Genomic DNA, 23,654 nt, shown 5'->3' on the forward strand with positions numbered 1-23,654 from the left:
GCCTCAGCATTTTATTATGGTGATCCCCTGGGCGAAATGCGCCTGGTAAGCAGAGTTTTTGAAATGTAAGGCCTTTGAATAAGACAAAAGGCTGCCTCATCGCTAACTTTGCAACAGTGCCGAAAAAATAGCCTAAATAGGTTGATTCGATGTGTTTGCGGGAAAAAAATCGGCCCAGATCCGCGAAATTTTAATCAGCGAGTCAGCTTGGGAAGAAATGACCTGCTTATTCGCACCTTCCTTAGCAAAACAGAAAGCTGGCACTAAATAAAAATCCGTTTCTGCCGATACTGCCTCTGCGGGCTGTGCCTATTTCAGGCCAATGGACTCTCACCCGTTAAGAGATGGGGAAAATGAACTGGCAGCGCTTCAACAAAGTAAGTAGTTTTTCAGGGGCTTTGTTGAATAAATCGAACTTTTGCTGAGTTGAAGGATCAGATCACGTATCTTCCCGACAACGCAGACCGTTCCGTGGCAAAGCAAAAGTTCAAAATCACCAACTGGCCCACCTACAATAAAGCCCTCATCAACCGTGGCTCCATAACTTTCTGGCTGGATGATGAAGCTATTCAGGCCTGGTATGAGTCAGCAACACCTTCTTCACGAGGCAGACCTCAGCGCTATTCTGATCTTGCCATCACGACTGTGCTGGTCATTAAACGCGTGTTCAGGTTGACCCTGCGGGCTGCACAGGGTTTTATTGATTCCATTTTTACACTGATGAATGTTCCGTTGCGCTGCCCGGATTACACCAGTGTCAGCAAGCGCGCAAAGTCGGTTAATGTCAGTTTCAAAACGTTCACCCGGGGTGAAATCGCGCATCTGGTGATTGATTCCACCGGGCTGAAGGTCTTCGGTGAAGGCGAGTGGAAAGTCAAAAAGCATGGCCAGGAACGCCGCCGTATCTGGCGTAAGCTGCATCTCGCCGTTGACAGTAAAACACATGAAATCATCTGCGCTGACCTGTCGCTGAACAATGTGACGGACTCAGAAGCCTTCCCGGGTCTTATCCGGCAGACTCACAGAAAAATCAGGGCAGCATCGGCAGACGGCGCTTACGACACCCGGCTCTGTCACGATGAACTGCGGCGTAAGAAAATCAGCGCGCTTATCCCACCCCGAAAAGGTGCGGGTTACTGGCCCGGTGAATATGCAGACCGTAACCGTGCAGTGGCTAATCAGCGAATGACCGGGAGTAATGCGCGGTGGAAATGGACAACAGATTACAACCGTCGCTCGATAGCGGAAACGGCGATGTACCGGGTAAAACAGCTGTTCGGGGGTTCACTGACGCTGCGTGACTACGATGGTCAGGTTGCGGAGGCTATGGCCCTGGTACGAGCGCTGAACAAAATGACGAAAGCAGGTATGCCTGAAAGCGTGCGTATTACCTGAAAACACAACCCGCTACGGGGGAGACTTACCCGAAATCTGATTTATTCAACATTTCAATTTAAACAATGAATTAACTTCTTAGCGTACGTTTTCGTTCCATTGGCCCTCAAACCCCTATCTGGAAACGCCGCCGTCACGCGATGAGCTGAAGAAGCTGATTGCGGATATGGGCATCGGCGTGCGCGACCTGCTGCGCAAAAATACCGAACCGTACGAACAGCTCGGCCTGGCAGAAGACCGCTTCAGCAATGACGAACTGCTCGATGCCATGCTGGCTCATCCGATCCTCATTAATCGCCCGGTGGTAGTGACACCGCTCGGCACGAAGCTGTGCCGTCCCTCCGAAGTGGTTCTGGACATACTGCCGGACCCGCAGCAGGGCGCGTTTACCAAAGAGGACGGCGAAGCCGTCATTGATGAGCACGGGAACCGCGTCAGCCACTGATTTTTTACCAGGCTGCGGGCATAACAGTGTGGAAAAAGCCGGCATCTGCCGGCTTTTTTATATGCTGCGCTGGTTGACCCGCTCAGAAAGCTGCGCGGCACTCTCTTTCCTTTCGCTGTAGCGGTCGGTGAGATAATCACTGCGACCGCGCGTCAGCAGGGTGAACTTCATCAGTTCCTCCATGACGTCCACTATGCGGTCATAATACGAAGAAGGCTTCATGCGGCCATCCTCATCAAACTCGGCCCAGGCTTTTGCCACGGATGACTGATTCGGGATGGTGATCATCCGCATCCAGCGTCCAAGAATACGCATCTGATTTACAGCGTTGAACGACTGTGAGCCGCCGCTGACCTGCATGACGGCCAGGGTTTTTCCCTGTGACGGGCGGACCGCGCCTGACGTCAGCGGTATCCAGTCAATCTGGGCCTTCATGATGCCGGTCATGGCCCCGTGACGCTCCGGAGAGCACCAGACCATGCCTTCCGACCAGAGAACCAGCTCCCGCAGCTCAGCCACTTTCGGGTGCGTCTCCGGCGCATCATCGGGCAGTGGCAGGCCGGACGGGTTGAAAATTTTCACCTCCGCGCCCATGGCCGTCAGCAGCCGGGCACCTTCTTCCGTTGTCAGCCGGCTGTAAGAGCGCGCCCGCAGCGAGCCGTAGAGCATCAGGATGCGGGGCGGATGCGTTATCTCTCTGGCCTTCAGCTTATCTTCCGTCAGCGGCGCGTCCAGGAGGGCCGGATCGATATTTTTCAGGGCATCAGTCAGGTTGTTCACAATGGGGTCTCTTCGGGAGTCTTTGCGGGTGACAGACTGCAGCTGCCGCCTGCGCAGCATTCTTCTGTCAGAAAGGCCATCAATTGCTCAAGCTGCGCATAGCAGGGCCTGCAGAACAGGGTACGACTCTGCCGTTCCTGGCTTATGAGTCCAGCGGATATCAGCGCTGAAAGATGATGGCTGAGCGTGGAGGCAGGAATCTCAAGGTGCTTCTGCAGTTCGCCAACCGGCAGGCCTTCATGACCCGCCCTGACCAGCTCCCGGTATATGCTGAGACGTGTCGGGTGGCCCAGTTCTCGAAGTGCGTTTGCAGCAGTGTTTAAATCCATAATACCTCCTTTATCTATATTTCCAGAATAATAGAAATATAGCCTGCGTCAATCGTTTCTGCCGTGAGGGTACCGCTTTCCCAATCATGCTCTGTCCGCCAGGTTATGGGGGGCAGAGCCAGAGCACTACCGAAATCCTTGCGAATACCCGTGCAGGGAATAATTTCCGCCCCCTTTATGGCCGGAAAAAAAACTGATAAACGTCGCCTTTTCAGAAGGTTGCTTTCTTAACGTGGTTTTTCGCATGGTTGGACCTCAGACCCCTTATCTGACGGAGCGTGCAGGATGGATGAGAAAGAAGTGACGTTTCCACTCAGCTATGAGCAGATGACCTCGGCTGCGGAGGAAGAGATAACAAGACTGCTGAAGAACCAGGACACCGCCACTCTTCTTAACCGGTGGGAGCAGGCATCCGGAGTGCAGACCTTCTGGAATAATTTGGCGATCAACTTTTATGAAGCCAAAGATGCTGCCCAAAGGAACAGGATATCTGAGGACGGGAGACGGCTGCAGCGCCTGCTCGGATTGCGCCCCGCAGGAAACAACTCGTTATGACAGAGCTCCGGATGCGCCGCCCTTCACCGCTGCAGCGGCGGGTACTGATTGTGCTGGCCGCCCTCGGTGCGAAAAGTCCGGGACCGGTGGCCACGCGGGATATTGAGCGGGTGCTGGAGCAGGGCGGGGACGCCCCGGTGTACGGGACTAACCTCCGCGCCTCCTGCCGGCGCATGGAAGCCGCGGGCTGGCTGCGCACCCTGCGCGCCCCGAACATGCAACTGGCCGTTGAGCTGACGGACGCCGGCCGGGCGCTGGCCGCCCCGCTTCTCGCTGACGAACAGGCGCGTGTCCTGGCGGAGCAGCGCGCAACGGCGGTCCGGGTTCTGCCCCTGGTCCCGCACAGCCAGACAGTGAAAGCTGACGACCGCCCGGTGGCGCTCGAGGGTTTATGGCACCTGGCGTGCCGGGGCGACTACGTTATCCGTCTTGACGGTACCACCTGCCTGCAGCTGTGGAGCGTGGCCGGGCAGGTGACGCGCCTCGAAGGCGATCCCCTGCAGGTCGCCGCCTGGCTGCAGGCCTGCCATGAAGCGGGGATTGCGTTCCGGGTGCAGATCAATGAGAGCGCCGCGCCGGAGGAAGGTTCACCGGACGGAACCGCGCCGGCGGACCTGACCGGCACCTGGTACCGCCAGCTGGACACCGCGCTGCAGGCCCTGGGGATCACCGGGCTGACTGAGGATATTCGCCTGGCCGTGGTCAGGCCTGAAGCGTCCCTGCAGATGCAAGCGGCACCTGCGCGCCTGCTGCACGTTCTGCGCGAAAGCCCGGAGGCGTTCCCGCTCACGGCGGCCGGCTGTGAGGATGACTCGCAGGCCGCGCTGGCTGACCTGCTGGCCCGCGCAGGGTTCACGGGCGACCAGGCGCAGGAGCTGCAGCTGCACCGCATCCGCTGGCCGCAGATGAGTCAGGAAGAAGCTGACCGGCGCGAGCTGAACAGCCTTCTGGATGAACTGGAACAGCGACAGCTGTACTGCAACCGCGGGCAGCTGACGGAGATTGTGTTTTCGCCGGTCCGCAAACCCGGCGAGCGCTGGACGGAACGTCTGCAGTGGCTCCTGATGACGGACGCATTCGGGTTCCGGAGTCCGCAGTCCCGTGACGCAGGCTCCAGGGCTCTGGCGTTCCTGGCCGGTTACACGGGGCAGGAGGTGGCGGACCATCTGGCCAGGGTGATTGTGTGGAACGACGCCGGAGCAGTGGCCGGTACGTCTTCATTCCCTCGTCCGCATGAGGAATAGAAAATTGCCAGAAAATACATCTATTTATGTATCAATTATTGCCATGATAATTGCATTAACCGCAATGCTGGTCAGTATTCATACATGGAGAAGAGCGAAGAGATACAAAATTATATTTAAAAAGCTGAAACATGGGGATGAGCTGGATGACAGGGAAATTTTACTCCTTCAGAAGCTTCGTAAACCGGTTCGAAAATAATGTCTGTCTGTTATAAAACGCGACCTGACGTCCATCTCATCGTCACCTGCACGCGCCGCAAAACTGTGGCTGCAGGTGATGCGGTCTTCCCGGATGAACGTGACGTGGAGAGAGCTTACAGGCTCTGGATGGAAAGACTGGCGCAGGCCCGTCGCGGATCGCCCCCCATGACCGCCGGCGAGCTATATACAGGCCAGCACTGGAGCAGGGCAGCTGCAGCTGCAGCGCGTAGTGGTGCTGAGATGTGGATTTTATCCGCAGGCCTGGGGCTACTTCATGTCTCTGATCCCGTGGTCCCGTATGAAGCGACGTTCTCCACGATGCCGTTCTGCCATCGCACTTACTGGGAAAGGCTGACAACGCGTCCACCTTCGGAACGACGGTGTACCTCCCTGAAGGCGCTGATGCAGGCAAGGCCTGACGATCGGTTTGTGGTGGCGGCCTCCCCGCTTATCTGCGTGCCGTTGAGTCAGACCTGCTCGCAGGCATGAAAGCCCTCTGCAATCCGGAACAACTGGCAGTGGTCACGTCAAAAGGCTATCAGGGAAGCCTGAAGGGCAATGTCAAGTATACGAGTGCAGACATGATGAAGGCCCTCAATACCAATATGACAGGCCTCAATTTCAATTATGCCCTGGAGCTCATTGGCTGAGGGGATCAGCACATCAGAAAAGCAGTTCAGGTAAGTATCTTCAAGAGCCGCTTTCGCGGCTCTGACTGCAACTGAATAGTTCTACGGCGCGTCAATTGCCAGGCGGTACATTTCTTCCAGTGCAAGCGGACACCTGAGCGTCAGCGTCTGTTGGTCGAAAGCCTCCCTTCCCAGCAGTACATACCAAACTTCATAGAACATTTTGGATGTATCGGTACCATGACGGCGGTAGTTCGCTCTGGCCTGTTCTGTGGTGGTAACGAGTTCGTTCAGCGTCATCTGATAATTCATCATAGATACCTCTTGTGGCCCAGGGGTATCCTGAGCCTTGTGTACCTTAGGGTCATGTCACGACTGCTGGCAGACAACAAAAAATATCAAATCACTCAGTGCAAGCATAGCCGGCCCTGACCCCTGGTATGTCTCCTCAGAAAAATAAAAGTCCCATAATGGGACAAAAAACTTGAGATAGTCCTAAAATGGGACTACCATTATGACATGAAGATAATCGCTATCAAGACACTGAGGGATTTCTGGACGGCGAATCCCGATGCAGAGCAGCCGCTAAAAGCCTGGGTAGATGAGGCCAGTAAAGCTGAATGGAAAACCCCGGCCGAAATCAAAGAACAGTACCGTAGTGCCAGTATTCTTAAAAACAGGCGAGTGGTTTTTAATATTAAGGGAAATGACTATCGGTTAATTGTTGCGATTGCATACCAGCGAGGATGGATGTTTATAAAATTCATTGGTACGCATAAAGAATATGACAAAATAGATGCTGAGACTGTCAGCCTGGAGTAAACCCTATGCAGATTAAACCAATTAAAACTGAACAGGACTATGAAGCTGCGTTACGCGCCGTAGAGCCTATGTTTGATAACGAACCTCCTGCCGATACCCCGGAGGGAGACTTTTTTGAAATCATGTGTGTGCTGATTAATGAATACGAAAATAAACACTTTCCTGTCGAAGCGCCGGACCCGATTGAAGCTATTAAGTTCAGGATGGAACAGCAGGGGCTGACGGTAAAAGATCTTGAGCCGGCAATCGGAAAATCTAACCGGGTCTATGAAGTGCTTAACCGTAAACGTAATCTGACACTGCCCATGATCAGGAAATTACATTCAATGTTCGGTATTCCTTTAAAAAGCCTCGTTGGAGGATAAGCCGAGTTGAAATTTACGTGCTTAATAACCGCAGTGTATACAACCGGGGATAACGAATAATGAAAAGGAAGTTCTGCTCGCTGGTTTTGTTCGTTGTGGCGTTTTCGGCCAGTGCAGATATCATCGGCCGGATTGTGCGCGTGCTGGACGGGGATACCGTTGAGGTGCTTGAGCCAGGAAACCAACTGACGCGCATTCGTCTGGCCGGTATCGATGCGCCGGAAAAGAGTCAGCCCTTCGGCCAGCGTTCCCGTCAGGAACTCTCATCGATGGTGGCCCAGCGGCATGTAACCGTCACCGGAAGTGATACGGATCGCTATGGACGTGTGCTCGGTACCGTGTGGCTTGGCGTGACGGATGTGAATGCCGAACAGATACGCAAAGGCATGGCCTGGGCATACCGGTACCACGGAAAACCCGTCCAGCCAGACTACGCTGTTCTGGAGGCCGAAGCCCGCCGTCAGTCAGTCGGACTCTGGTCAGAACCGGGTCAGACAGAGCCCTGGCGCTGGCGTAGTCTGCATCAGGAAGAGCTAAAAACGAATAAAAATTAAGGAAATTATTGTATGACTTTAAAATTAACCGAAAGCAAACTGGAAATTCTTGTCGATACGTTAAATGCCATTATATGCGGTGAAGTAAATATTACGCGTGAGCAGCGCGAAAATATGGTCAGGACGGTTGCAACCCTGGGTGGGTTAACAGAACGGCAGCGCCTCATCACTGCGGAAAAAGAAGCCAGAAAGCAGGTAAAAGAAGAAAAGGAAAAAAAACCACGCCTTCCTGATGAAGTGTTTCCGCGTTCTGGAAAACCGTGGGCACCGGAGGACCTGGACCTTATTCATTCGATTATTGCTGATATTCCGGATGACAGAATCGATGATCATATACTCTGGCTGTCGAAGAAGCTGCAGCGCACCCCTTATGCCATCACCCTGAAAATTGTCAGTGAAGGTCGTATGAGCGAGGAATGGGCTAAAGGGTGGAAGCCTGCCGCAAAATCTATTCGTGAAGATTTTGCTCTGGTCAAAGCAAAGACTTCAGCAAACAATACAGATAATTAATGAACGGTCTTAACTTACTTAAAATGAGTCGATAAATTGACTAAGTTTTAATGCGCTAATATGAAAAATTTATTAGGAAATTTCCTACTCCACTAAATATAATATTCATGCGGCCGATAATAAGAGTGTAAGAAAGGGGGCGGTGTGAACGATTTTCATAATTTAAGTATTTGTATTCAGAATAAGGATGTGGCAGGCGCAATGCGCGTGCTGCGTGATAAATCAGAATTTGCGGTGCGCAAGATTCTGGAGAAACTTAAGATCAGGGTCGCAACGCATACCGGCAGGGCATTCTGGCATTATGTTCAGAGCTGGCTGTTAACCGCGTGTCGCCAGGGGAATCTACAGCATGAATCGTTCAGTACCCGACGTTCTTCCCGCTATCCGGAACGCCAGCCAGCTCAGTCCCGCTGCTCTCGATATGGTCAAGCTTCTCGCGCTTCTGGCCATGATTATCGATCACACCAATACGGTGTTTCTGTCGCCAGCCTGGCCGGTGATGTATGCGCTTGGCCGGATGGCCTTCCCCCTGTTTACGCTTATATGGGCGATGAACGTACAGCGCACCCCGGAACGACTGCAGAAGAGAGCCAGTCGTCTGTGGATCTGGGCAGTCATCACGCAGCCGGTGTTCAGCCTGGCCTTCTCGCATCACCAGCCCTGGTGGGCCCTGAACATTCTGTTCGTGTTTGCAGGCGTCACGCAGCTGCATGCCCTTCAGTACCGGCACGGCCGGAAGGGAATGCTCGCCGGATATCTGCTCCTGGCCCTCATGATTTGGCCACTGGAGCCGGCAAGCTACGGGCTGGCAGGAATAACGCTCGCTATCAGTATGGCAACGGTTTCTGGCAGCTATACACCCGGAGTGCAGCGGCTGGCGGCCATCACTGCCGTGCTGTCACTGATTTGTTTAAACGGGTTATCGCATCTCCTGGATATGCCCGCAGAAACATTATTACTGGCCACGCTGCCTACTCTGGCATTCCCCCTGGCAGTAGTTTCCTTCTGCAGGCAAATCTGTCCGGACGGCCGCCGGCGTTTCATGCCGCGTAATTTCTTTTATTATGCTTACGCCGGTCACCTGGGGATTATTGGTCTGATACAGTATACTTTCGCCTGATTAGGGAGGACGTGATGGCTATCAGTGAGAAAGAGCTGCTTGAGGCAGGTTTCAGCAAGAGCGAAGTGGACAATTTACAGGGCCGGCTTGCAGCAGGCGGAGGCACCATGCAGCATCTCATCGATGCGCTATCACGGCGCTTCCGGGTGTCGGTATGGATCACTGTCGCGCTGGTTCTGGTTATGCTGGTCACCCTCATTGCTGGCAGCCGGACACACATTCTTTCCGGGGGCATGAGTTCCCTTGTCGTCCTGATCATTGCCTGGGTGACCTTCCCACCTGTACTGGGCTGGAAAGCATTCCGCCTGCAGAAGACTATTTCCCGGAAGGCTCAATAGTCAGTAAATCAAGCGCCACTTTGGCTTTAACTCCCCATCCCGCAATTTTAAGCGCCATTGCGGGACGTGGCGTGCCGGATACTTTCCTGAAGAAATCGGGCCTGGTCCAGTACCACAGCCGTTGTGCTTCGGGTTTCAGCCTCAGGCCATAAGCGCCGTACACTTCGCTGAAGAGTGTGACAGCCTTATAGGTTCCCAGCCCCTGCTGCCGGCTGAAGCCCATAAATTCAGCGAACTCCATCGATCCGTCCGCAAATATCCCCTCCGTCTGTTTATCACCGAGGAGATTGTGCGCGGCTTCCCGTGAAATCGTGTTAAAGCCATTTACGACTATCACCGCACCAGCCACCACGCCCACCGGCGTCATCGAGGACATCATGACGATCCCACCAAAGATGGCCGCACCGGCCACCACGACGTCGACCGCTGAAATGATGTAGCCCACAATTTTGTTCTCGTCCCGGACAACCTTCACCTCGGCATAGAGTTTTGCATAGCCGGTTTTGAGCGAACGGGACTGCTCCAGCAGGCTGGTATTTTCAGCCCGTAAGGCCCGCAAACAGGCCATACAGTCATCATCCGTTTTCGCCCGGCGTGCGGCCTCAAACTGGGCCATGATGAATGCCCTGATCTCATCCACAAACTGAATCCGGATAAAACCATCCTGGAGATGCATGGCCGCCACCGTGTTGGCCGTGTTAACCAGTTTTCTGGCCTCCAGGTTGATCATGGTTTCCGCCCAGGCACGGGGATTCTGGCCGGGTAAAAGCAACGTGTCCATTTTATCGCCTCGCTTATCTGTTTCTGAAAGCATATTCCCGATACGAGTTTTGACAACAAAAAAGGACACACTGCCCTGCAGAACTCACTGATGCCGCATCGCGGCATGGAGGCGCCAGCTGAAGCCAGACAGGGAGAGGAAGTCGACGGGCGCCGTGACCGGCGTAAGCCGCTGCGGTTTGAAAGGTTCTGCCTGTCCCATCCCTTACCCTGCAAAGCCATACCCGTTAACCGCCACGCCTGGTAGTGACGTGCGCGGTCGGAGTGAGCACGTCGAGGCCAGAGGCCGCTGACGGGCTGTATCTCCGCGTTAGCGCCGTCAGGCGCTTACGAGCGTGTACAGCGGGCTTGCCGCGACTCAAACTGCAGCTGCTCTTTTTTCTAGTTACAACATCCCTCTTAAAGCGAGGGTGTTCCGGCCCTGCGGGCCGGGGCGGCGTCGGTTTAGCAGGGGTCAGATATGTATGCGGTGCCGGGTTGTGGCCAGAACGGGGCCCGGCGCTTGCGACGGGAGGAACTTTTGATTTCCTTCTGAGCGCGCGGCCGTGAGGCCGCTGCATGCGAAGGCATTTTACGGTATCCACAGAGTGGCCAAAGACAAAGATCTACTCTGGAATGTAATGAACAGAGAGATAAAAAAGGTGAAGTAAGACTGTTTTGCGGAATGTCTTATATTCATTTCCGGGTTACTTCACTTATTCGTTTGCGGATTTCTGTGTAAAAAAAAGAGACAGTGGACATTGCGGGCCATAACGACCGGCAGAACGTCATGGTGACCGGAAGAAGAAAGGAGTGAAGGATAAAAAATGAGCATAATGGCCGAAAAAAACCAGCACGAAAAGCCCCGGTGAGGGGCCTGTAAACAGAAAGACATTTGTTTCGTCTGTGACTAGTCCGGTGGAGAAAGCGCCAGATCCAGCTGGTAAAGATGCTGGATGGCCAGAGCCTTCAGGCGCTCAGATGTGCACCAGTACGCTTCGTCAGGCGGCAGGGTGCGGTAAATCCATTCAGACATTGCATGGAGTCGTTCATCTGCCGGCAGCTTAATCAGATTGTTGGCACGTTTACGCTCTGCGCCTTTTTTGCGGCGGTAAACGAGTGCCTCCCGGCGCTTACGGTCAGACCAGCATTTCCGCGCGGAGTGGGGCTGAACATCATCATGTTCGCTCATCACCCCTTCCCGGATCAGCTGCTCACGCTCGGCGCTCTGACGGAGCTTCTTCTCCTGCTCTTTAAACAGCTTGTCCATATCGACGCCCAGCATCTGGAATCCCACGGGGGTGATATAGACATACGTTGGCAGCCAGGAGCGGGATTCACGATCCCAGGTGCGTTCTTCCGCAAGGCCAAGAACGCCAAACCTTACCTGTTCCTCAATAAGCCGTGAAAGGCGTGACACCGTCACCTCCGTTTCCGGAATGACATTGCCTTTTGCGTCCTTTGCACTGAGTTCTTTTGCAAGACGGGAGATACACATGCCAATGGTATGCTTGCCGGCATCACAGAAGCTGATGAGCACTGGCCAGAGCGCATCGAGCAGGCGCTGACGTTCCGGACGGAAGCCATATTTACGTCCCGCCTTACGGCGGCCGGCGACATAGAGAGGGTGACGCGAAACATGCATGCGCAGGCTGACCTGCCCGGTTTCTTTGTCTTTTTTTACCAGGCGATTGTAGGCATGACCGAGCTGTCCGGAGAGCTTTTTATAATGCTCCGGGCGATACCAGGCCGGGTTCTCACATTTGGCTTTTGTGGAATGCTCACCGCGTTTGCGGCGGGTCAGTTTTTTGATCGGTGCAATGAGGAAATTACCCTGAGTGCCGGCATCGACATCCTGCCAGAAACGGGTTAGCTCATCTTTCGGTAGATCTGACCAGTGAACAGAAATCTGATTGTCATTCACGGCGGCCTGTTCTTATGGCGGCCGGGTGTTGTTTTCTATGGTGCATGCGTTATAATCCTTCACAGGCAACGCGCCTGCTTTTGGACCCCCTGAATCTGAACCGCCCGCCAAAGTGGATACAGATTTCAGGGGGTTTGTGCATTCAGGCTCCGGGAAATCCCGTTACCTGCTCCTGAACGTTTTACTGGACACGTCCTGTCCCTGTTTGTTTCCGGAAGTCCGCATTTCTTCCGTAAAACCATCTTCTGCCACCCGCCTGCCTCACCACAAAGCAGTCAAACCGTCAGTTTGAGTTAGGTCACAAAAGTAATCTGAATCAACAATCTGTCCCACCACAAGACGATCGCTGACGATCCGAATACTACCTTCTCGTCAGTAATTTTTCCAGATGTTAGACCAGATAACCGTCCATAGTTTGCATGCTAATTGCCCTTAAGGGACTATAACCGGCAGCGCTCGCCGCAGTATCAGGCCGGCAGGCCTGATCGAGGAAGCGCAGGAGAACGGAACGGGAAGATGGCAATTACGCGCGGAACATGAAAAACAGTCTCTGGCGGGAGACGTTCTTCGGGCTGAGGATCATTTCACTCTGGTGGCTTTCCGGATTGCTGCCTGGAGTCTTTCAGCGGTTACGGCTTCCGGGAAAACTGTGATGGTGTCGGGAGTCGCACCGCTAACGGGCATGACGATGATCCCCGGCGTTCCGGTGAGTCCCAGTTCCTCTGCCAGGTTACTGTTTTTCTCAAGGGATGCGGTATGGTCGCCAGGAGCTGGGGCAGCCAGTCCTGCCTTTGACGCTGCCGCGAGAATATCCTCCGCCGTCAGCTTGCCTTCATTATGGCCGGTGGCGTAGACGGCATTGTGATAGGTGACATAGGCCTGCGGCCCTTTCTTTTGCCAGACCGTCAGCCCCTGCTGCGCTGCCTGCAGTGAAGCTTCCCAACGACCACCAAATATTGGCCACTCCTTAAAGAGGTAGCGGACGTCCGGCTGCGCTTTCATAACCTTCTCCAGCTCCGGCGCGAAGCGGCTGCAGAACACGCACTGGTAATCAAAGAATTCAATCACCGCGACCTTTGCGTTATCAGGCCCGTAAGCCGGTGTGTCCGGATCATGCAGAAGGTTCGCCTGATTCTCCATTACGCTGAGTGCAAACATCTTCTGCTTACGTGCCTCCTGCTGTTCCTGCAGCTTATGACTGACCGTCACCAGAATCTCCGGGTGAGAAACCAGATAGTCGGCAGCGATTTCGCCGATACGTGCCTCCTGCTCCGGGCTGAATAATGGCTGAGGGGCTGAAGCGTGTGCCGTTGAAATAAAGCCAATGTATGTTGTAACTATAAATGCTGCTAATTTGTTTGCTTTCATTGTCTGATTCTCGTGGTTAAAAGTGAGATTAACGTTCTTTCTGAATGGTTCGGGTGAGTGTCTGTTCTTCGCGCTCCGGCATCCTTCCACGCTCACTACTGTCTGGCTGACGGACGATATCGCTCTCACTGTTGACCAGCTGTCTGCCCATACGTGACGCCATATGTTGCTCACGGTCAGAAAGGGATTTGTCCGCTACATTATCGCGACCGTCCACTCTTCCCACGTCCTTCGCCATGCTACTGTCCCTGTCCGCTATCTGTTTCACCTTCCAGTGTTCGGGTTTATGTGGTTCTGTGCTCTGATTGTCAGCGATCATGTCAGGCCTGATGCGCACCGTATCCTCAACCGGAATCGAGTATTTTTCCTGCTCATCTTTGGGCGCATTCTCCTGTATCAATGCCTTACTGATACCTGGTTCATCTTGCTGTCGTCTTTCTTCTTCCTGTGCCAGCGCTGCCTTAAGATCAGCAGTTTCCGCCAGGGCTTCGTGCAGCACGGTTTTTGCCGGAAGTACAATTTCGCTTTCTTTGCCGATAACGTGCTGAGCGAGTCCCTCTTCCTCTGCCCTGATAATTCCGCCACTAACTTTTAACAGATGTGTCGAGAGTGACTCATTTCCCGTCTGCCAGACCACGCCGTCCTTTGGATGATTTCGTACTGCCTCGAGTGCGGCCGTCAGGTCGCTGGCCACAATCGTGTTTCCGGACTGACTCCGCTGCAGCACGGCGCCACGGGCACGTTCTGTCATGACCATCCGGGTCTCACCCTGCGTCATCCGTCCTTCCGGGCTGGCAACCAGGGAAACCAGGGCCAGACCCGCACTCCTGCCATTGTTGTCATACACCGGCAGCGCCAGCGCCGGTTCAGGAAAACGCCGGGTGGCCGGGATGATTTTTGCCGTCAGTGACGCATCCTGCATGCCCTGATGGCGCACCCAGGCGCGACCGATGGCCGTTTTCTTCACCGGCTGCCCCATTGCCCAGATGGCTTTCGCCTGTTTACGCTGCGTTTCAGGCGCCAGCGCATCGTGCGCCGTTTTGATATCACGCTCCGGCGTTTTTATCGCCTTAACCCAGTCCGCTTTATTGTCGGTGTAAATCTGGACGTGCTCCTTGACGCGGGAAGTTGAGATGTAGAAGGCCCGACGGGAAGCCAGCGCCTTACGCCCGTCTTTCGTGCCCTCAAGCGCAATGACATAATCGCTACTTGCCCCCTGTGCACCGTAGCCGGTAACGGCCCATCCGTAGTCGAGATGCTGCTGCGCCCGGACCTTCTCCGGATTGATGGTGACGCGACCGTTCTCCCCCTTCAGACGGATATTCCCCTCCTCGCTGACCGACTCCACCGTATAGCGCTGGTTGGCCATCTGCCCCTGTTCGCGATCGGTCGCCGTGAACTTAAGCAGATCGCCGGAACGGACTTCCATCTCGCTGCGGCGAAACAGCTGCACGTCACCGGTGATCAGCTCCTTCGGTGAAACCAGACCAATCTTCCCTTCCTCATCACGTACCGTCACCGTGCTGCCGTTACGGTCAACGGCCAGCACATCCTGGTAGCGATCGCCGCGTTTAACCACCATCCCGGCTTCCCAGGCCTCTGTTTTGTTGAACTCATGGCGGGTATGGGTGATTTTATCGAGCACGGGCACCTTAATGGCCTTCTCTCCAAGTTCCCCCCGCGCAGCAAGCACGGCATGAATGCCGGCATTTATCGCCTTACGGTCGGCGTTCAGCTGCGCAATGATGAGCGTGCGGGACCGGGCCTCCGGCGTCCGGTCCGTCCAGTCCTCCACGATATCGTTAACGGGCGCCTCCGTTTCCTGAATGGCACTCTCCGGGAGCGCGGCTGAAGCGCTACGCGCAACGCGGTCAGCCGTCTGGGTTTCAATACGCTGCAGGGCCGCATCGATCCGGTTATCAATGATGTCGTGAACGGCACCGCGCAGCTGCAGGTCTTTCTGACGGACGATTTGCTTCATGATGGCCACATCCATCGGGCTTCGCTCCTGCATCAGCTTAAACGGCGCGCCCACGTCGACCGCTTCAAACTGGTCGATATCCCCCATCGAGACTGCGCGACCGCCGCCGCTGGCAATGGCCTGGAACAGTGCCGCCGTATCCTGGTTGCCTGCCATTGAGGACTCATCGATAAGAAACACCTGGCCTTTATAGTCAGGCTTCCCGCCTGCGGCCGTCGCCTGGTCATGCTCAACGACAAAGGATTTGATTGTCTGCGCCCGTACACCGACGTCGCTCATCTCTTTCACTGCCTGGTGCGTAGGAGCAAGCCCCGTCATCACCGGGCGAACGTCCGCCGGTAAGGTCTCCAGTGCAGATATCACCGCCTTCAGCTGCGTGGTTTTCCCCACGCCGGCATAGCCCTGAATCCCGATAAACTGGTCCGTGGTACCCAGCACCAGGGTGGTCGCCTTTTTCTGGCCATCCGTCAGGCCGTTCAGCACGGCCTCCGGTACCTGTTCCAGCAACGGCTGCTGCGTGCCCTTTCCTTCCTCCACCACGCGCAGAATGGCTTTCTCCATCTCCCAGGTGGACCGGGAAACCAGTACCGGCTCTCCCCCTGCAGATACGGATAACAGCTCGCCGTTTTTGATCATCGCGCCAATTTCATTCCCGATGGCCTCAAGGTCGGGATGATATTTCTGCGCTTCCGTCGCGAGCTTCAGCTCGCTGATAACCACGGTGCGCTGGTCGTTAATGGCACGCCAGACGGCAAGTCCCGCGTCCGTCCGGACGCTGTCATGCAGTGAATCCACCGCCTGACTGACGTCCTGGTGTCCGCTCAGGTTTTTGACCAGCTGCACGGGAGAGGCATTTGTCTTCATGCGCTGCAACCGGGCTTCAGCCCGGTCCTGCACTTCGGCGGTGAACACTTCCGCACGGTGGCCACTCTGTGCCAGCGAGTTCATGGTCTGGGTCGATATGTCGCGGCTGTTCAGCGCGGCCAGCACCACGCCGGTGTCGTTATCCCGTCCGCCCGGCGCGGTCACGTAAGCATGTGACAGATAGAGCGGCTGGTCTTTTGGCAGCGTCAGGGTGTCTTCCCCCCGTTTAACCTCAATCCCCTTTTCACTTATCCCGGTCACCTCAAGACGATCTTTGGCCTTCAGGCTGTGCTCGCGGTCGCCCGCCACGGACAGCAGTTTTTCGCCGGTGGCCACGCTGAGGGTTTCACGGCTGAAAAGACGCCAGTCAGCGCTGATATCACCGATTTTCATCCGGGTCAGCACGCCGTCCCCGTCGATGAGCGAGAGGACTCGCGTATCCTCATGCACCCGATCAATCACATACGACTTACGCTCTTTTGCGTCCGTGCGATCTTCAAGCACCATACCGGGACGGTATGAACCGGGCATGCGGCGCGTTTTGCTGTCGAGCCAGACCGGCTGCCGGGCCTCTATCTCCACGCCATCGCGGCCCAGCTGCCCTGCGTTCTGCAGCGCCTCACGTACCAGGCCCGTCAGCTGTGCCTGTTCACGCCGGCCGATCACGACGGCGGTGACGTTTTCAGTTCCTCCGCTCAGCTCTGCAAACCGGTTGGCCAGCGCCTCGTAACGGTCGCGTTTGTTCGGAATACTGATCACTTCGGCCTCCAGCCCGGGTGCCGGCTCAGTGCGGCGGGAGCGGACAACCCCCGCGGACTCCAGTACGGACATGGCATTACCGTTCGCCTGCCGCCCGGCACTGTCGAGAAAGACCAGCTGTGCGTCCTGCGCGCGCGCTTCGCCCAGCAGAACCAGCGTCTCCTTTAATCCCAGACGCTCTGCTCCTTCGATAATCAGCGTGCTCTGGGGTTTCAGGTGAAAATCACCGCTCAGAACATGCTGACGGCTGATGATCCGTTCCCGCAAATCGTCGGATTTCGCCAGTGAAATGGCGCGCTCGGCAGAGCTGGCCAGCACCTGCACGTCACGACCGTTCGCGCCGGCAATACCGGCCAGCTGCGCGGTCAGGTCACGGATGCCCGCCACGCCTGACGGGGCATTCATCAGAACCAGGGCGTCTTTCTCTACCACTTCCAGCGCAGCCGGCGCGTACTGCGCCGGGCGGGTGAAACTGACGACTTTTGTGGATTTGAGATGCTCCTGACTCAGCGCCTGGATCGAGAGTTCATCGAGCAGGTGAATACGGGAGGTGAAGACCCCTTTCTCACTGTCCAGCGGCACAATCATGCCGTCCTTCAGCGCCGCATCGATGGCCACACGAATATCCTGAATCTCCGGCAGCCGTTCGCTCAGCTCAGCGGTGGTCATCATCAGCTCGCCAAAGGTGAAGCGCGTTTTACTGTCGCTGAGCTGCGAGATGGCCATACGGACAGCCTCAGTCAGTTCCGGGCGGGGTATTTCAGTGTCCAGCTGCGCTGCAGGAATGCTCCTGGTCGCCGGCGTCTTTTCGGGAACGGTCTGTGCCGGCTGACTCAGCGTGTCAGTCTGTTGTGGTACTGGCTGACGGGACAGGCTCTCCCGTTCTGTGAGTTGAGCAGGTGTGTCGACGCTCTTTTCTGCCGTGGACGACGTCTGCGGAGAAGCCTGTTCAGGCCCGGCAGGAACCGGCTTAGCCTGGTGATCTCGCTCCGGCTGAGGCGCGGTCTCACGAAGACCTGCATCACGCGGCACCACGCTCTCCTGGTACGCCTTCAGATCAAATCCCTTCTCCTTCATCTGGCCCAGCCAGCGCTCCATCAGGCGCATCCGCGAAGGGTCAACTTTCGCTCTGCGGGTGTCTTTGGCCGCCACATCCCGGCTGCGCAGCGTGGCTTCAGCCCCCACGGCCCCCTGAATTTCCCGGCCCCGTGAGGAATATTCGTCCCGGACTTCTTCCGGAACGCCCTTGATTTCCCACATGCCATGCTTGCCTACTTCTTCCACTTCATGGCCGAGCGCTTCAACCCGCTCACGCAGCGCGCTGCGATAAATTTTCCCGAGCGTGACCTGATGCTTCATGACGGTTTCGATAAAGCCGGCGTTATGGATATAGTCCGTGGCCAGGGCTTTCCATTTGCCCGCATACTCCGTCATGTTGGCAATCAGGAGATGGGTGTGCAGCTGCGGGTCGAGATTGCGCGAGGTATCATGCGTATATGCGGCCGCCACCATCTTGCCGGTGTGCACAATGGACGTAACGCCGTCTTTCGTGTCGCGGGCCGAGATGAGTTTCTCGACATAGCCGGCCGCAACGCGGACGGCATGGTTATGTGCTTCCACCATTTCTTTATCGTTGCCGATGAGTGCCAGAATGGACACGCTCTTGGGGGCGGAAAAGGTCAGGTCATGACCGGGGCGGTGGACGTGCTGTCCGTTAACCTCCTTGCCAAGCCGTGAGCCGTCCGGCAGACGTCCCTCGAGCACGGCCGTCAGGTCATCGCCTCGGACATTGCCCTCAAGGCCCAGCTCTTTTGCACCCTCTCCCATCCAGAGGCTCTGCAGGCTGCCCAGAAAATAGTAGTTATCGGAATTGCTGTAGTAGCCTGCAGCCTCGCCGGCTGACGCTACAGGGGCGACTGACATCATAGTTCAGGCTCTCTGTCGTAATAGTGATGGTCGTTTTCGTCGTAACCCGGATCGTCCGCGTGACGGTGAAGTAAAATGTTCTCTTCTTCCTTCGCCAGCTGCCGGTGGGTGCTGTGGGCTTCATCCGGGGATTGCGGTGTCACTGACTTCCCTGCCGTCGTCATACTCAGGCCGCCGTCAGGCAGTGCCGTCACCTTCATATCCAGATTCATTGATTCGCCACCGCTTTCTTCGGTCTGCTGATCGCCTTCTGAAGTGGCAGGACGCTGACGCGCCCTGTGCAGCATGCTCAGGGGTGATGCGACGGGCGGTTCAGATATGTGCTGACGATTTCGCAGGGCTTTGAGAGCATCCGGCATCGGTTGTACGGAGCCAGCAGGAGATTTGCTGCCAGATACATCGGCCACGACCGGTGCTTTGCCCGGTGCTTCAGCGGTACGTTTAGCCAGCCCGACAATACGAAGAGAAACAACGTTGTCTTTTTTGTCTTCGGTGACAGGGTCTGTCACCGTGCTGTGTTTTTCAGTCACTACTTCCGGGACCACTGGCGCTGTTCGGGATGTCACGGGCTCCCTGGCTGGTACCGGCTGCCGTTCAGGTGCAGCGCTGCGTGATGGATTCGGTTCCTCCATTCGGGCACGAGCCACTTTTTCGACGGGCGATGCCGCCGGCGAGCCGGTTGCCCCTGCTGATGAAACCGGTGCAGAACCGTCAGCAGCAGATGATGTCTCGCTTCCCTTCTCCAGCATTTCGTCTCCGGTCGGGAATGTCAGACCTGCAGCCGCCGCTGCGCGCTCGTTCTCCTGAATAACCCTCTCAAGCTCTGGACTAAGCGCATCACGGATGTTGCGCTCGATCAGGCCTGCCTGCCGCTTCTTCGGGGCGCGATATTTCAGCTTCAGACGGACGACCGGATACTCACCCGGGAGGCGCACGTAGAAGTTGAGGTTTGGCAGACGCATGATCTGCTCGTAGTCGACAATGGGGTTATTGACCTCGTCCTTACCGAGGGACACACCGTCACGCACCTGGTCCAGACCGTAGCTGTTCTGCTCGCGGATTTTGCGCTTACGCTGGTTGCCCAGCTCCTCTTCCACCACTTTGGCCATCTCGGCACTCGGCGAACGACCGTACATACGGGTATTCATCAGGTCAAAGATGCTTTTGGCCAGCTCGCGGCCATAGACGTGAACCAGCTGGGCCATGTTCTGCATCCCCAGCACGAAACAGCCGCCGAACTTACGCGCCTCAGCAAGTGTCTCGGCAAGCTCGGGGATGCGCTGCAGGCTGGGGGCTTCATCGATAATGAACCATACGCGGCGGTCGCTGTTCTCCCCCATGCTCTGCAGCATCAGCGTGGCCAGAGATACCCACAGTGAGATCAGCGGGCGTACACTCTTGCGGTGACGAGCCTGGGTTGAAATAAACAGCCAGCTGCTGTCATAGCGTTCCTGCGTCATCCACTCTCTGATGGTGAATGGTGGCTTTGTTCCGTCATCCAGCCCCTGCAGGTAGCGAAGGGCTTTGGCGTAGTTGGTTACCACTGAGCGAATGGAAATGGCCGTTTTCTCGATCTTCTCCTCAACCAGGTTGGCTGAGGGCGTGTTGGCCAGATAGTCACGCAGATTTTTCATGCTGAGAGACAGCAGGGTTTTGAGGAACTTCTCAATACTGCGTTCCGGGTCCGTAGACATACGAATGGCCAGGTCGGCATAGATGGTTCGCGAGCTGGATACCCAGAACGGATCTGAGTCGCCTTCCACCGGAATAAGGCTGGCGGCCAGGTTGTCATAATCAACGGCGTCGACACACTCGCCCCACATCTGCCAGTTGGCACAGCGTTCGTCGTGAGCACAGAGTATGAAATCGGTGGACGGGTTGTAATGGGTTTCTGTGAAGGTACAGCCGGAGTCGTAGATGATGGCCCGGTCACCACGTTTGCGGATGTAGTCGAGTAACCAGCGTATTAGCGTCGACTTCCCCACCCCGATAGTGCCATGCATCAGGAAATTGAGTACCTCCGCCATCCTGACCATATGCAGATCACCCACGCGCAGGTCAGAGAACTCACCGTTTTTACGCAGCAGCTTATTAACTTCGGCAGGCTTGTCAGTCAGCTGCATCCCGGAAATGTATTCGTCTTCACTTTCCTTACGACCGATATTGGCGATAAACCATGTCACGGCGATAAACACCACCATACTGAACAGCCCGCTGGCACAGGCCGCCCACTGCAGCTCAGTCAGGCACTGGTCACCCATAGCCTGCATGTACGGGTCCGCATAGATCTGCGGCAGGGTCATTTTGAGCACCATCATCGTCGCCGTTGGCGCATACCAGTAGTGGACGTCGTAAATTTTTGGCGTCCCCGTTGCCGGCATCAGTTCGATAAAACTGCTGTTGATGCTGGCGAACCACCACAGGGAGCCGTTATCAAGGGCTTCCTGTGGAATTCGCCAGAGAAAAATGGCGGTAGTCAGCACGGCGAACAGGATGAAGATCCAGAATCCTATCCAGTTGTTCACCTGAATGAACATGCGCCAGCGATAGGCGGTCATCTGCCCGCCCTGGGTGAGGTTTTTTCCTGCGAAGCTCATAGAGTGTTGTCCGGCCGTTATCGCATCACCTGCGCGGTGATGTGTGTTATCAGAGAAGAAACGTTGAAAAGGGTGATGAAATACGTGGTACCGCGAGTGGGAAAACGTCAGGTTATTACATCAGACTCAGTTCATATCTGGCCTGCTGACATCCGTCCTCCCAGTCCTGTGCATTAATGTATGCAGCCATAGAGCGGACTGAGGAGGCCACATCCTTATAAACCGGTGAATACCATTCCTGGGGTTCCAGACCATATAGAGTGAATTCATAGCCAGCCCAGCCAGTAATGAAGGTCATTCCGTGCCCCTCAGGAAGTGAACCAAAGACATTCAGATAAGCCCTCGCTACCATCAGCTCACTTTCCAGATGGATAAGCGACCAGAATTCAGCTGAGTAATCTGCACGTTCATTTATCTGATGCATCATGATGGACGAACTCCTTTGAAATTAAGGACGCAACGCTCGCCGCAGGCAGGGCTGCGCCTGGCGCAGTCATGCGAGGAAGCGTAATTACTGGTAACTGACAGAAAGCACTGACGCACCCTGCCCGGAATGAGCACAGTTAAAAATCAGCGGGGGAAGAAGAACGGCTGCGACGATCGCCGCAGCCGCAGGGCATTACATGATGCCAGCGATGGATTTGGCCAGCTGTGCTTCGAGAACAGGTTTCGCCTCTTCAAACTTGAGGTTCACCTTGTTGGCGTTGGATACCACGCGGGTCTGATATTTAGCACGGTTGCCCTGCTCCGTGCTGGTCTGCAGCTTAATGCCGGACGTTCCCTGCTTCAGGGCGGCAATATTGTCGGTCGTGACGGCCGCTTTGCTGCGCTCGGAGATTTGCAGATCGGTCACCATCGTGTAGTTGACGTCTTCAACCATTGCATCTGCAGCCATACCGATCAGCCCGGTGGCCAGACCGACACCCAGCGTTGCGCCAGCAGACGATGAGTTATACGCCGTAATACCCGCGCCCAGTGCCGCACCCATTGCCGCACCTTCATAGCCGGTCTTGAGGAAGCCCTGGGCATCGCGCAGATCCATTTTCTCGGCTTTCAGCACGTTTGCCTGAATCCAGTAGTAGGCCGTGTCCGGAGAGCTGGAGACGCGGTAGCCTTTCGCGGCCAGTTCATTTGTAATTTGTGCCTGCAGACCAGACATGTCCTTGTCAGATGTATTACGGATTTGCAAATAAACAGTCTTCTCTGATGATGGCTCCAGCCAGATGGTTTCACTCATCTGGGTTTTGACATCGAGATTACGTTTCTTCACCGCTGTGGACATGGCACCACAACCAGACAGAGCGAGAGTAGATGCGATCAGACCTACAACGGCTAATTGTTTTAATTTCATGAATTCATCCTGTGCATAGAAAAACGTCCCCGTTAGCGAGATATAGCTAACAGAGACGTTATCGGCTGATTTGAAAGGGAATTTAGGTTAAATAGATGATTGACTTAGATTACTACAAAAATTAAGGGGGCCATTGCCCCCTTACTCTCAGTATCCCCGGTTAGGGTCATACGTATTTGAAGGTTCGTTGAAGTTTGTTCCCCAACTGTTTCCGTGTATATCCAGGCCAGAGATGCCACCAACCATTGGCATTCCTGACGCAGGGTTCACAGTTATTCCGTTACTGAACGAATCGTTGAAGGAAGTATTCAGAGGAATATTGGTTATTCCACCATCCTGGAAACTCATATGACTGCCTGAAAAACTGATAATTTTGTTGTCACTAGTGCTGAGGAGTTGAGCCTCATTATCTGGCAACATATGAGCTATCCCATTTCGGATAACATATATCCGGCCATTATCTTCATCCTTAAGAAGGGTATTATCCTTGAAAGTAATAGGCCGCAATACTGTTCCCACAAAGATGAAAGCTATCAGCGAGTGAACGGCTATGCCTGCTATGAGAGCACTTTCGGTATCATTGCCAACAAATGCCACCAAGAAAGTTAGCAAGACTGCAAGCATCGTGTTACACAGGAGCGTCGCTTTTAAGCTCATCCCTCTTTTGCTGTTTCGTAACTTCCAAATGCAGAACATATATATGGCGCTGGGTATGACTGATAAGAGCATGCTCTTAGCCATAAATGGCACGTCAAAAAGTAATTGCAGGCTTACAGAATAAGCTGCATAAATGCCGATTGGAATGAAACAACAATAAGCACTTACCTTTTTGGTCATT

The 23,654-nt window shown here is 55.1% G+C and carries 23 protein-coding genes and 1 pseudogene; 13 read left to right on the plus strand and 11 right to left on the minus strand.

Features of this window, described 5'->3' with window-relative positions; genetic code table 11:
• The first annotated feature begins 78 nt into the window (after positions 1-78).
• The 3 genes and pseudogenes from ACMWL8_RS23200 to ACMWL8_RS23210 all read left to right on the plus strand — a co-directional run.
• Positions 79-267 (plus strand): hypothetical protein, encoded by a 189-nt coding sequence (locus ACMWL8_RS23200; protein WP_308464179.1) that lies wholly within the window; start codon positions 79-81, stop codon positions 265-267.
• Positions 268-426: 159 nt separating this feature from the next.
• Positions 427-1,395 carry an IS5 family transposase gene (locus ACMWL8_RS23205; protein ID WP_013815101.1) on the plus strand — a complete coding sequence of 323 codons (969 nt, stop codon included), beginning with the start codon at positions 427-429 and terminating at the stop codon, positions 1,393-1,395.
• Between the two features lie 115 nt (positions 1,396-1,510).
• A pseudogene (locus tag ACMWL8_RS23210) lies at positions 1,511-1,840 on the plus strand (ArsC/Spx/MgsR family protein); the annotation flags it as partial.
• A 57-nt stretch (positions 1,841-1,897) separates the two neighbouring features.
• On the opposite strand, the gene arsH reads toward ACMWL8_RS23210, so the two are convergent.
• Positions 1,898-2,611 carry an arsenical resistance protein ArsH gene (gene arsH, locus ACMWL8_RS23215; RefSeq protein WP_025801347.1) on the minus strand — a complete coding sequence of 238 codons (714 nt, stop codon included), beginning with the start codon at positions 2,609-2,611 and terminating at the stop codon, positions 1,898-1,900.
• Positions 2,612-2,616: 5 nt separating this feature from the next.
• A complete protein-coding gene (locus tag ACMWL8_RS23220; protein ID WP_001549890.1) occupies positions 2,617-2,949 on the minus strand; it encodes an ArsR/SmtB family transcription factor in 333 nt (110 codons plus the stop codon).
• A 285-nt stretch (positions 2,950-3,234) separates the two neighbouring features.
• Here ACMWL8_RS23220 and ACMWL8_RS23225 point away from each other — a divergent pair, with 285 nt between their 5' ends.
• The 4 genes from ACMWL8_RS23225 to ACMWL8_RS23240 all read left to right on the plus strand — a co-directional run bounded on the left by ACMWL8_RS23225 (position 3,235) and on the right by ACMWL8_RS23240 (position 5,438).
• Entirely contained in the window at positions 3,235-3,504 is a 270-nt protein-coding gene (locus tag ACMWL8_RS23225; RefSeq protein WP_033488184.1) for a hypothetical protein, read from the plus strand.
• Between the two features lie 353 nt (positions 3,505-3,857).
• Positions 3,858-4,748, plus strand: coding sequence for a hypothetical protein (locus ACMWL8_RS23230; RefSeq protein ID WP_241276709.1), 891 nt, complete (start codon positions 3,858-3,860; stop codon positions 4,746-4,748).
• A 4-nt stretch (positions 4,749-4,752) separates the two neighbouring features.
• The gene (locus ACMWL8_RS23235) at positions 4,753-4,947 is read left to right on the plus strand and encodes a hypothetical protein (RefSeq protein ID WP_123922236.1); all 195 of its coding nucleotides are present in this window, start codon (positions 4,753-4,755) and stop codon (positions 4,945-4,947) included.
• On the plus strand, positions 4,947-5,438 hold the full coding sequence (locus ACMWL8_RS23240; protein ID WP_050515910.1) for a DUF6884 domain-containing protein: 492 nt from the start codon (positions 4,947-4,949) through the stop codon (positions 5,436-5,438). The genes ACMWL8_RS23235 and ACMWL8_RS23240 overlap by 1 nt, the downstream gene beginning before the upstream one ends.
• A gap of 242 nt (positions 5,439-5,680) precedes the next feature.
• On the opposite strand, the gene ACMWL8_RS23245 is transcribed toward ACMWL8_RS23240, so the two are convergent.
• Positions 5,681-5,893 carry a hypothetical protein gene (locus ACMWL8_RS23245; protein ID WP_032663669.1) on the minus strand — a complete coding sequence of 71 codons (213 nt, stop codon included), beginning with the start codon at positions 5,891-5,893 and terminating at the stop codon, positions 5,681-5,683.
• A gap of 204 nt (positions 5,894-6,097) precedes the next feature.
• Here ACMWL8_RS23245 and ACMWL8_RS23250 point away from each other — a divergent pair, with 204 nt between their 5' ends.
• The 6 genes from ACMWL8_RS23250 to ACMWL8_RS23275 all read left to right on the plus strand — a co-directional run bounded on the left by ACMWL8_RS23250 (position 6,098) and on the right by ACMWL8_RS23275 (position 9,287).
• Positions 6,098-6,400 (plus strand): type II toxin-antitoxin system HigB family toxin, encoded by a 303-nt coding sequence (locus ACMWL8_RS23250; protein WP_029403837.1) that lies wholly within the window; start codon positions 6,098-6,100, stop codon positions 6,398-6,400.
• Between the two features lie 5 nt (positions 6,401-6,405).
• Positions 6,406-6,765, plus strand: a complete 360-nt coding sequence (locus tag ACMWL8_RS23255) for a helix-turn-helix domain-containing protein (RefSeq protein WP_032663667.1) — start codon at positions 6,406-6,408, stop codon at positions 6,763-6,765.
• A gap of 59 nt (positions 6,766-6,824) precedes the next feature.
• Positions 6,825-7,319, plus strand: coding sequence for a thermonuclease family protein (locus tag ACMWL8_RS23260; protein WP_033488181.1), 495 nt, complete (start codon positions 6,825-6,827; stop codon positions 7,317-7,319).
• A 12-nt stretch (positions 7,320-7,331) separates the two neighbouring features.
• The gene (locus ACMWL8_RS23265) at positions 7,332-7,829 is read left to right on the plus strand and encodes a hypothetical protein (protein WP_033488180.1); all 498 of its coding nucleotides are present in this window, start codon (positions 7,332-7,334) and stop codon (positions 7,827-7,829) included.
• Between the two features lie 349 nt (positions 7,830-8,178).
• Positions 8,179-8,949 (plus strand): TraX family protein, encoded by a 771-nt coding sequence (locus ACMWL8_RS23270; protein WP_029403832.1) that lies wholly within the window; start codon positions 8,179-8,181, stop codon positions 8,947-8,949.
• A gap of 14 nt (positions 8,950-8,963) precedes the next feature.
• Positions 8,964-9,287 (plus strand): hypothetical protein, encoded by a 324-nt coding sequence (locus ACMWL8_RS23275; protein ID WP_029403831.1) that lies wholly within the window; start codon positions 8,964-8,966, stop codon positions 9,285-9,287.
• Here the strand turns inward: ACMWL8_RS23275 and ACMWL8_RS23280 are convergent.
• The 8 genes from ACMWL8_RS23280 to ACMWL8_RS23315 all read right to left on the minus strand — a co-directional run bounded on the left by ACMWL8_RS23280 (position 9,265) and on the right by ACMWL8_RS23315 (position 23,653).
• On the minus strand, positions 9,265-10,068 hold the full coding sequence (locus ACMWL8_RS23280) for a DUF4225 domain-containing protein (protein ID WP_033488179.1): 804 nt from the start codon (positions 10,066-10,068) through the stop codon (positions 9,265-9,267). The two genes, ACMWL8_RS23275 and ACMWL8_RS23280, sit on opposite strands and share 23 nt — an antisense overlap.
• Before the next feature lie 888 nt (positions 10,069-10,956).
• The gene (repA, locus tag ACMWL8_RS23285) at positions 10,957-11,970 is read right to left on the minus strand and encodes a plasmid replication initiator RepA (protein WP_033488178.1); all 1,014 of its coding nucleotides are present in this window, start codon (positions 11,968-11,970) and stop codon (positions 10,957-10,959) included.
• A 579-nt stretch (positions 11,971-12,549) separates the two neighbouring features.
• Complete coding sequence (locus ACMWL8_RS23290; RefSeq protein ID WP_032663653.1) at positions 12,550-13,338, minus strand: DsbA family protein; 789 nt, start codon at positions 13,336-13,338, stop codon at positions 12,550-12,552.
• Between the two features lie 28 nt (positions 13,339-13,366).
• Positions 13,367-18,868: a conjugative transfer relaxase/helicase TraI gene (gene traI / locus ACMWL8_RS23295; RefSeq protein ID WP_241276710.1), complete on the minus strand. Its 5,502-nt coding sequence runs from the start codon at positions 18,866-18,868 to the stop codon at positions 13,367-13,369.
• On the minus strand, positions 18,865-21,465 hold the full coding sequence (gene traD, locus ACMWL8_RS23300; protein WP_032663650.1) for a type IV conjugative transfer system coupling protein TraD: 2,601 nt from the start codon (positions 21,463-21,465) through the stop codon (positions 18,865-18,867). Before traD ends, traI begins: the two co-directional genes overlap by 4 nt.
• Before the next feature lie 115 nt (positions 21,466-21,580).
• Entirely contained in the window at positions 21,581-21,892 is a 312-nt protein-coding gene (locus tag ACMWL8_RS23305; protein ID WP_032663648.1) for a hypothetical protein, read from the minus strand.
• A gap of 192 nt (positions 21,893-22,084) precedes the next feature.
• Positions 22,085-22,816: a conjugal transfer complement resistance protein TraT gene (gene traT / locus ACMWL8_RS23310; RefSeq protein ID WP_032641144.1), complete on the minus strand. Its 732-nt coding sequence runs from the start codon at positions 22,814-22,816 to the stop codon at positions 22,085-22,087.
• A gap of 147 nt (positions 22,817-22,963) precedes the next feature.
• Positions 22,964-23,653 (minus strand): hypothetical protein, encoded by a 690-nt coding sequence (locus ACMWL8_RS23315; RefSeq protein WP_032663645.1) that lies wholly within the window; start codon positions 23,651-23,653, stop codon positions 22,964-22,966.
• Position 23,654: the final 1 nt, after the last annotated feature.

Origin of the sequence: Enterobacter sp. 04-C-12-SI-ECC, assembly GCF_047530715.1 — a bacterium.
Lineage (GTDB): Bacteria > Pseudomonadota > Gammaproteobacteria > Enterobacterales > Enterobacteriaceae > Enterobacter > Enterobacter bugandensis.

Bases quoted from the DNA above. Each gene is read 5' to 3' on its own strand.
- ACMWL8_RS23220 (WP_001549890.1), bottom strand. From the start codon at position 2,949: ATGGATTTAAACACTGCTGCAAACGCACTTCGAGAACTGGGCCACCCG.
- ACMWL8_RS23225 (WP_033488184.1), top strand. From the start codon at position 3,235: ATGGATGAGAAAGAAGTGACGTTTCCACTCAGCTATGAGCAGATGACC.
- ACMWL8_RS23240 (WP_050515910.1), top strand. From the start codon at position 4,947: ATGTCTGTCTGTTATAAAACGCGACCTGACGTCCATCTCATCGTCACC.
- ACMWL8_RS23245 (WP_032663669.1), bottom strand. From the start codon at position 5,893: ATGATGAATTATCAGATGACGCTGAACGAACTCGTTACCACCACAGAA.
- ACMWL8_RS23250 (WP_029403837.1), top strand. From the start codon at position 6,098: ATGAAGATAATCGCTATCAAGACACTGAGGGATTTCTGGACGGCGAAT.
- ACMWL8_RS23255 (WP_032663667.1), top strand. From the start codon at position 6,406: ATGCAGATTAAACCAATTAAAACTGAACAGGACTATGAAGCTGCGTTA.
- ACMWL8_RS23260 (WP_033488181.1), top strand. From the start codon at position 6,825: ATGAAAAGGAAGTTCTGCTCGCTGGTTTTGTTCGTTGTGGCGTTTTCG.
- ACMWL8_RS23265 (WP_033488180.1), top strand. From the start codon at position 7,332: ATGACTTTAAAATTAACCGAAAGCAAACTGGAAATTCTTGTCGATACG.
- ACMWL8_RS23270 (WP_029403832.1), top strand. From the start codon at position 8,179: ATGAATCGTTCAGTACCCGACGTTCTTCCCGCTATCCGGAACGCCAGC.
- ACMWL8_RS23275 (WP_029403831.1), top strand. From the start codon at position 8,964: ATGGCTATCAGTGAGAAAGAGCTGCTTGAGGCAGGTTTCAGCAAGAGC.
- ACMWL8_RS23280 (WP_033488179.1), bottom strand. From the start codon at position 10,068: ATGGACACGTTGCTTTTACCCGGCCAGAATCCCCGTGCCTGGGCGGAA.
- ACMWL8_RS23290 (WP_032663653.1), bottom strand. From the start codon at position 13,338: ATGAAAGCAAACAAATTAGCAGCATTTATAGTTACAACATACATTGGC.
- traI (WP_241276710.1), bottom strand. From the start codon at position 18,868: ATGATGTCAGTCGCCCCTGTAGCGTCAGCCGGCGAGGCTGCAGGCTAC.
- traD (WP_032663650.1), bottom strand. From the start codon at position 21,465: ATGAGCTTCGCAGGAAAAAACCTCACCCAGGGCGGGCAGATGACCGCC.
- ACMWL8_RS23305 (WP_032663648.1), bottom strand. From the start codon at position 21,892: ATGATGCATCAGATAAATGAACGTGCAGATTACTCAGCTGAATTCTGG.
- traT (WP_032641144.1), bottom strand. From the start codon at position 22,816: ATGAAATTAAAACAATTAGCCGTTGTAGGTCTGATCGCATCTACTCTC.
- ACMWL8_RS23315 (WP_032663645.1), bottom strand. From the start codon at position 23,653: ATGACCAAAAAGGTAAGTGCTTATTGTTGTTTCATTCCAATCGGCATT.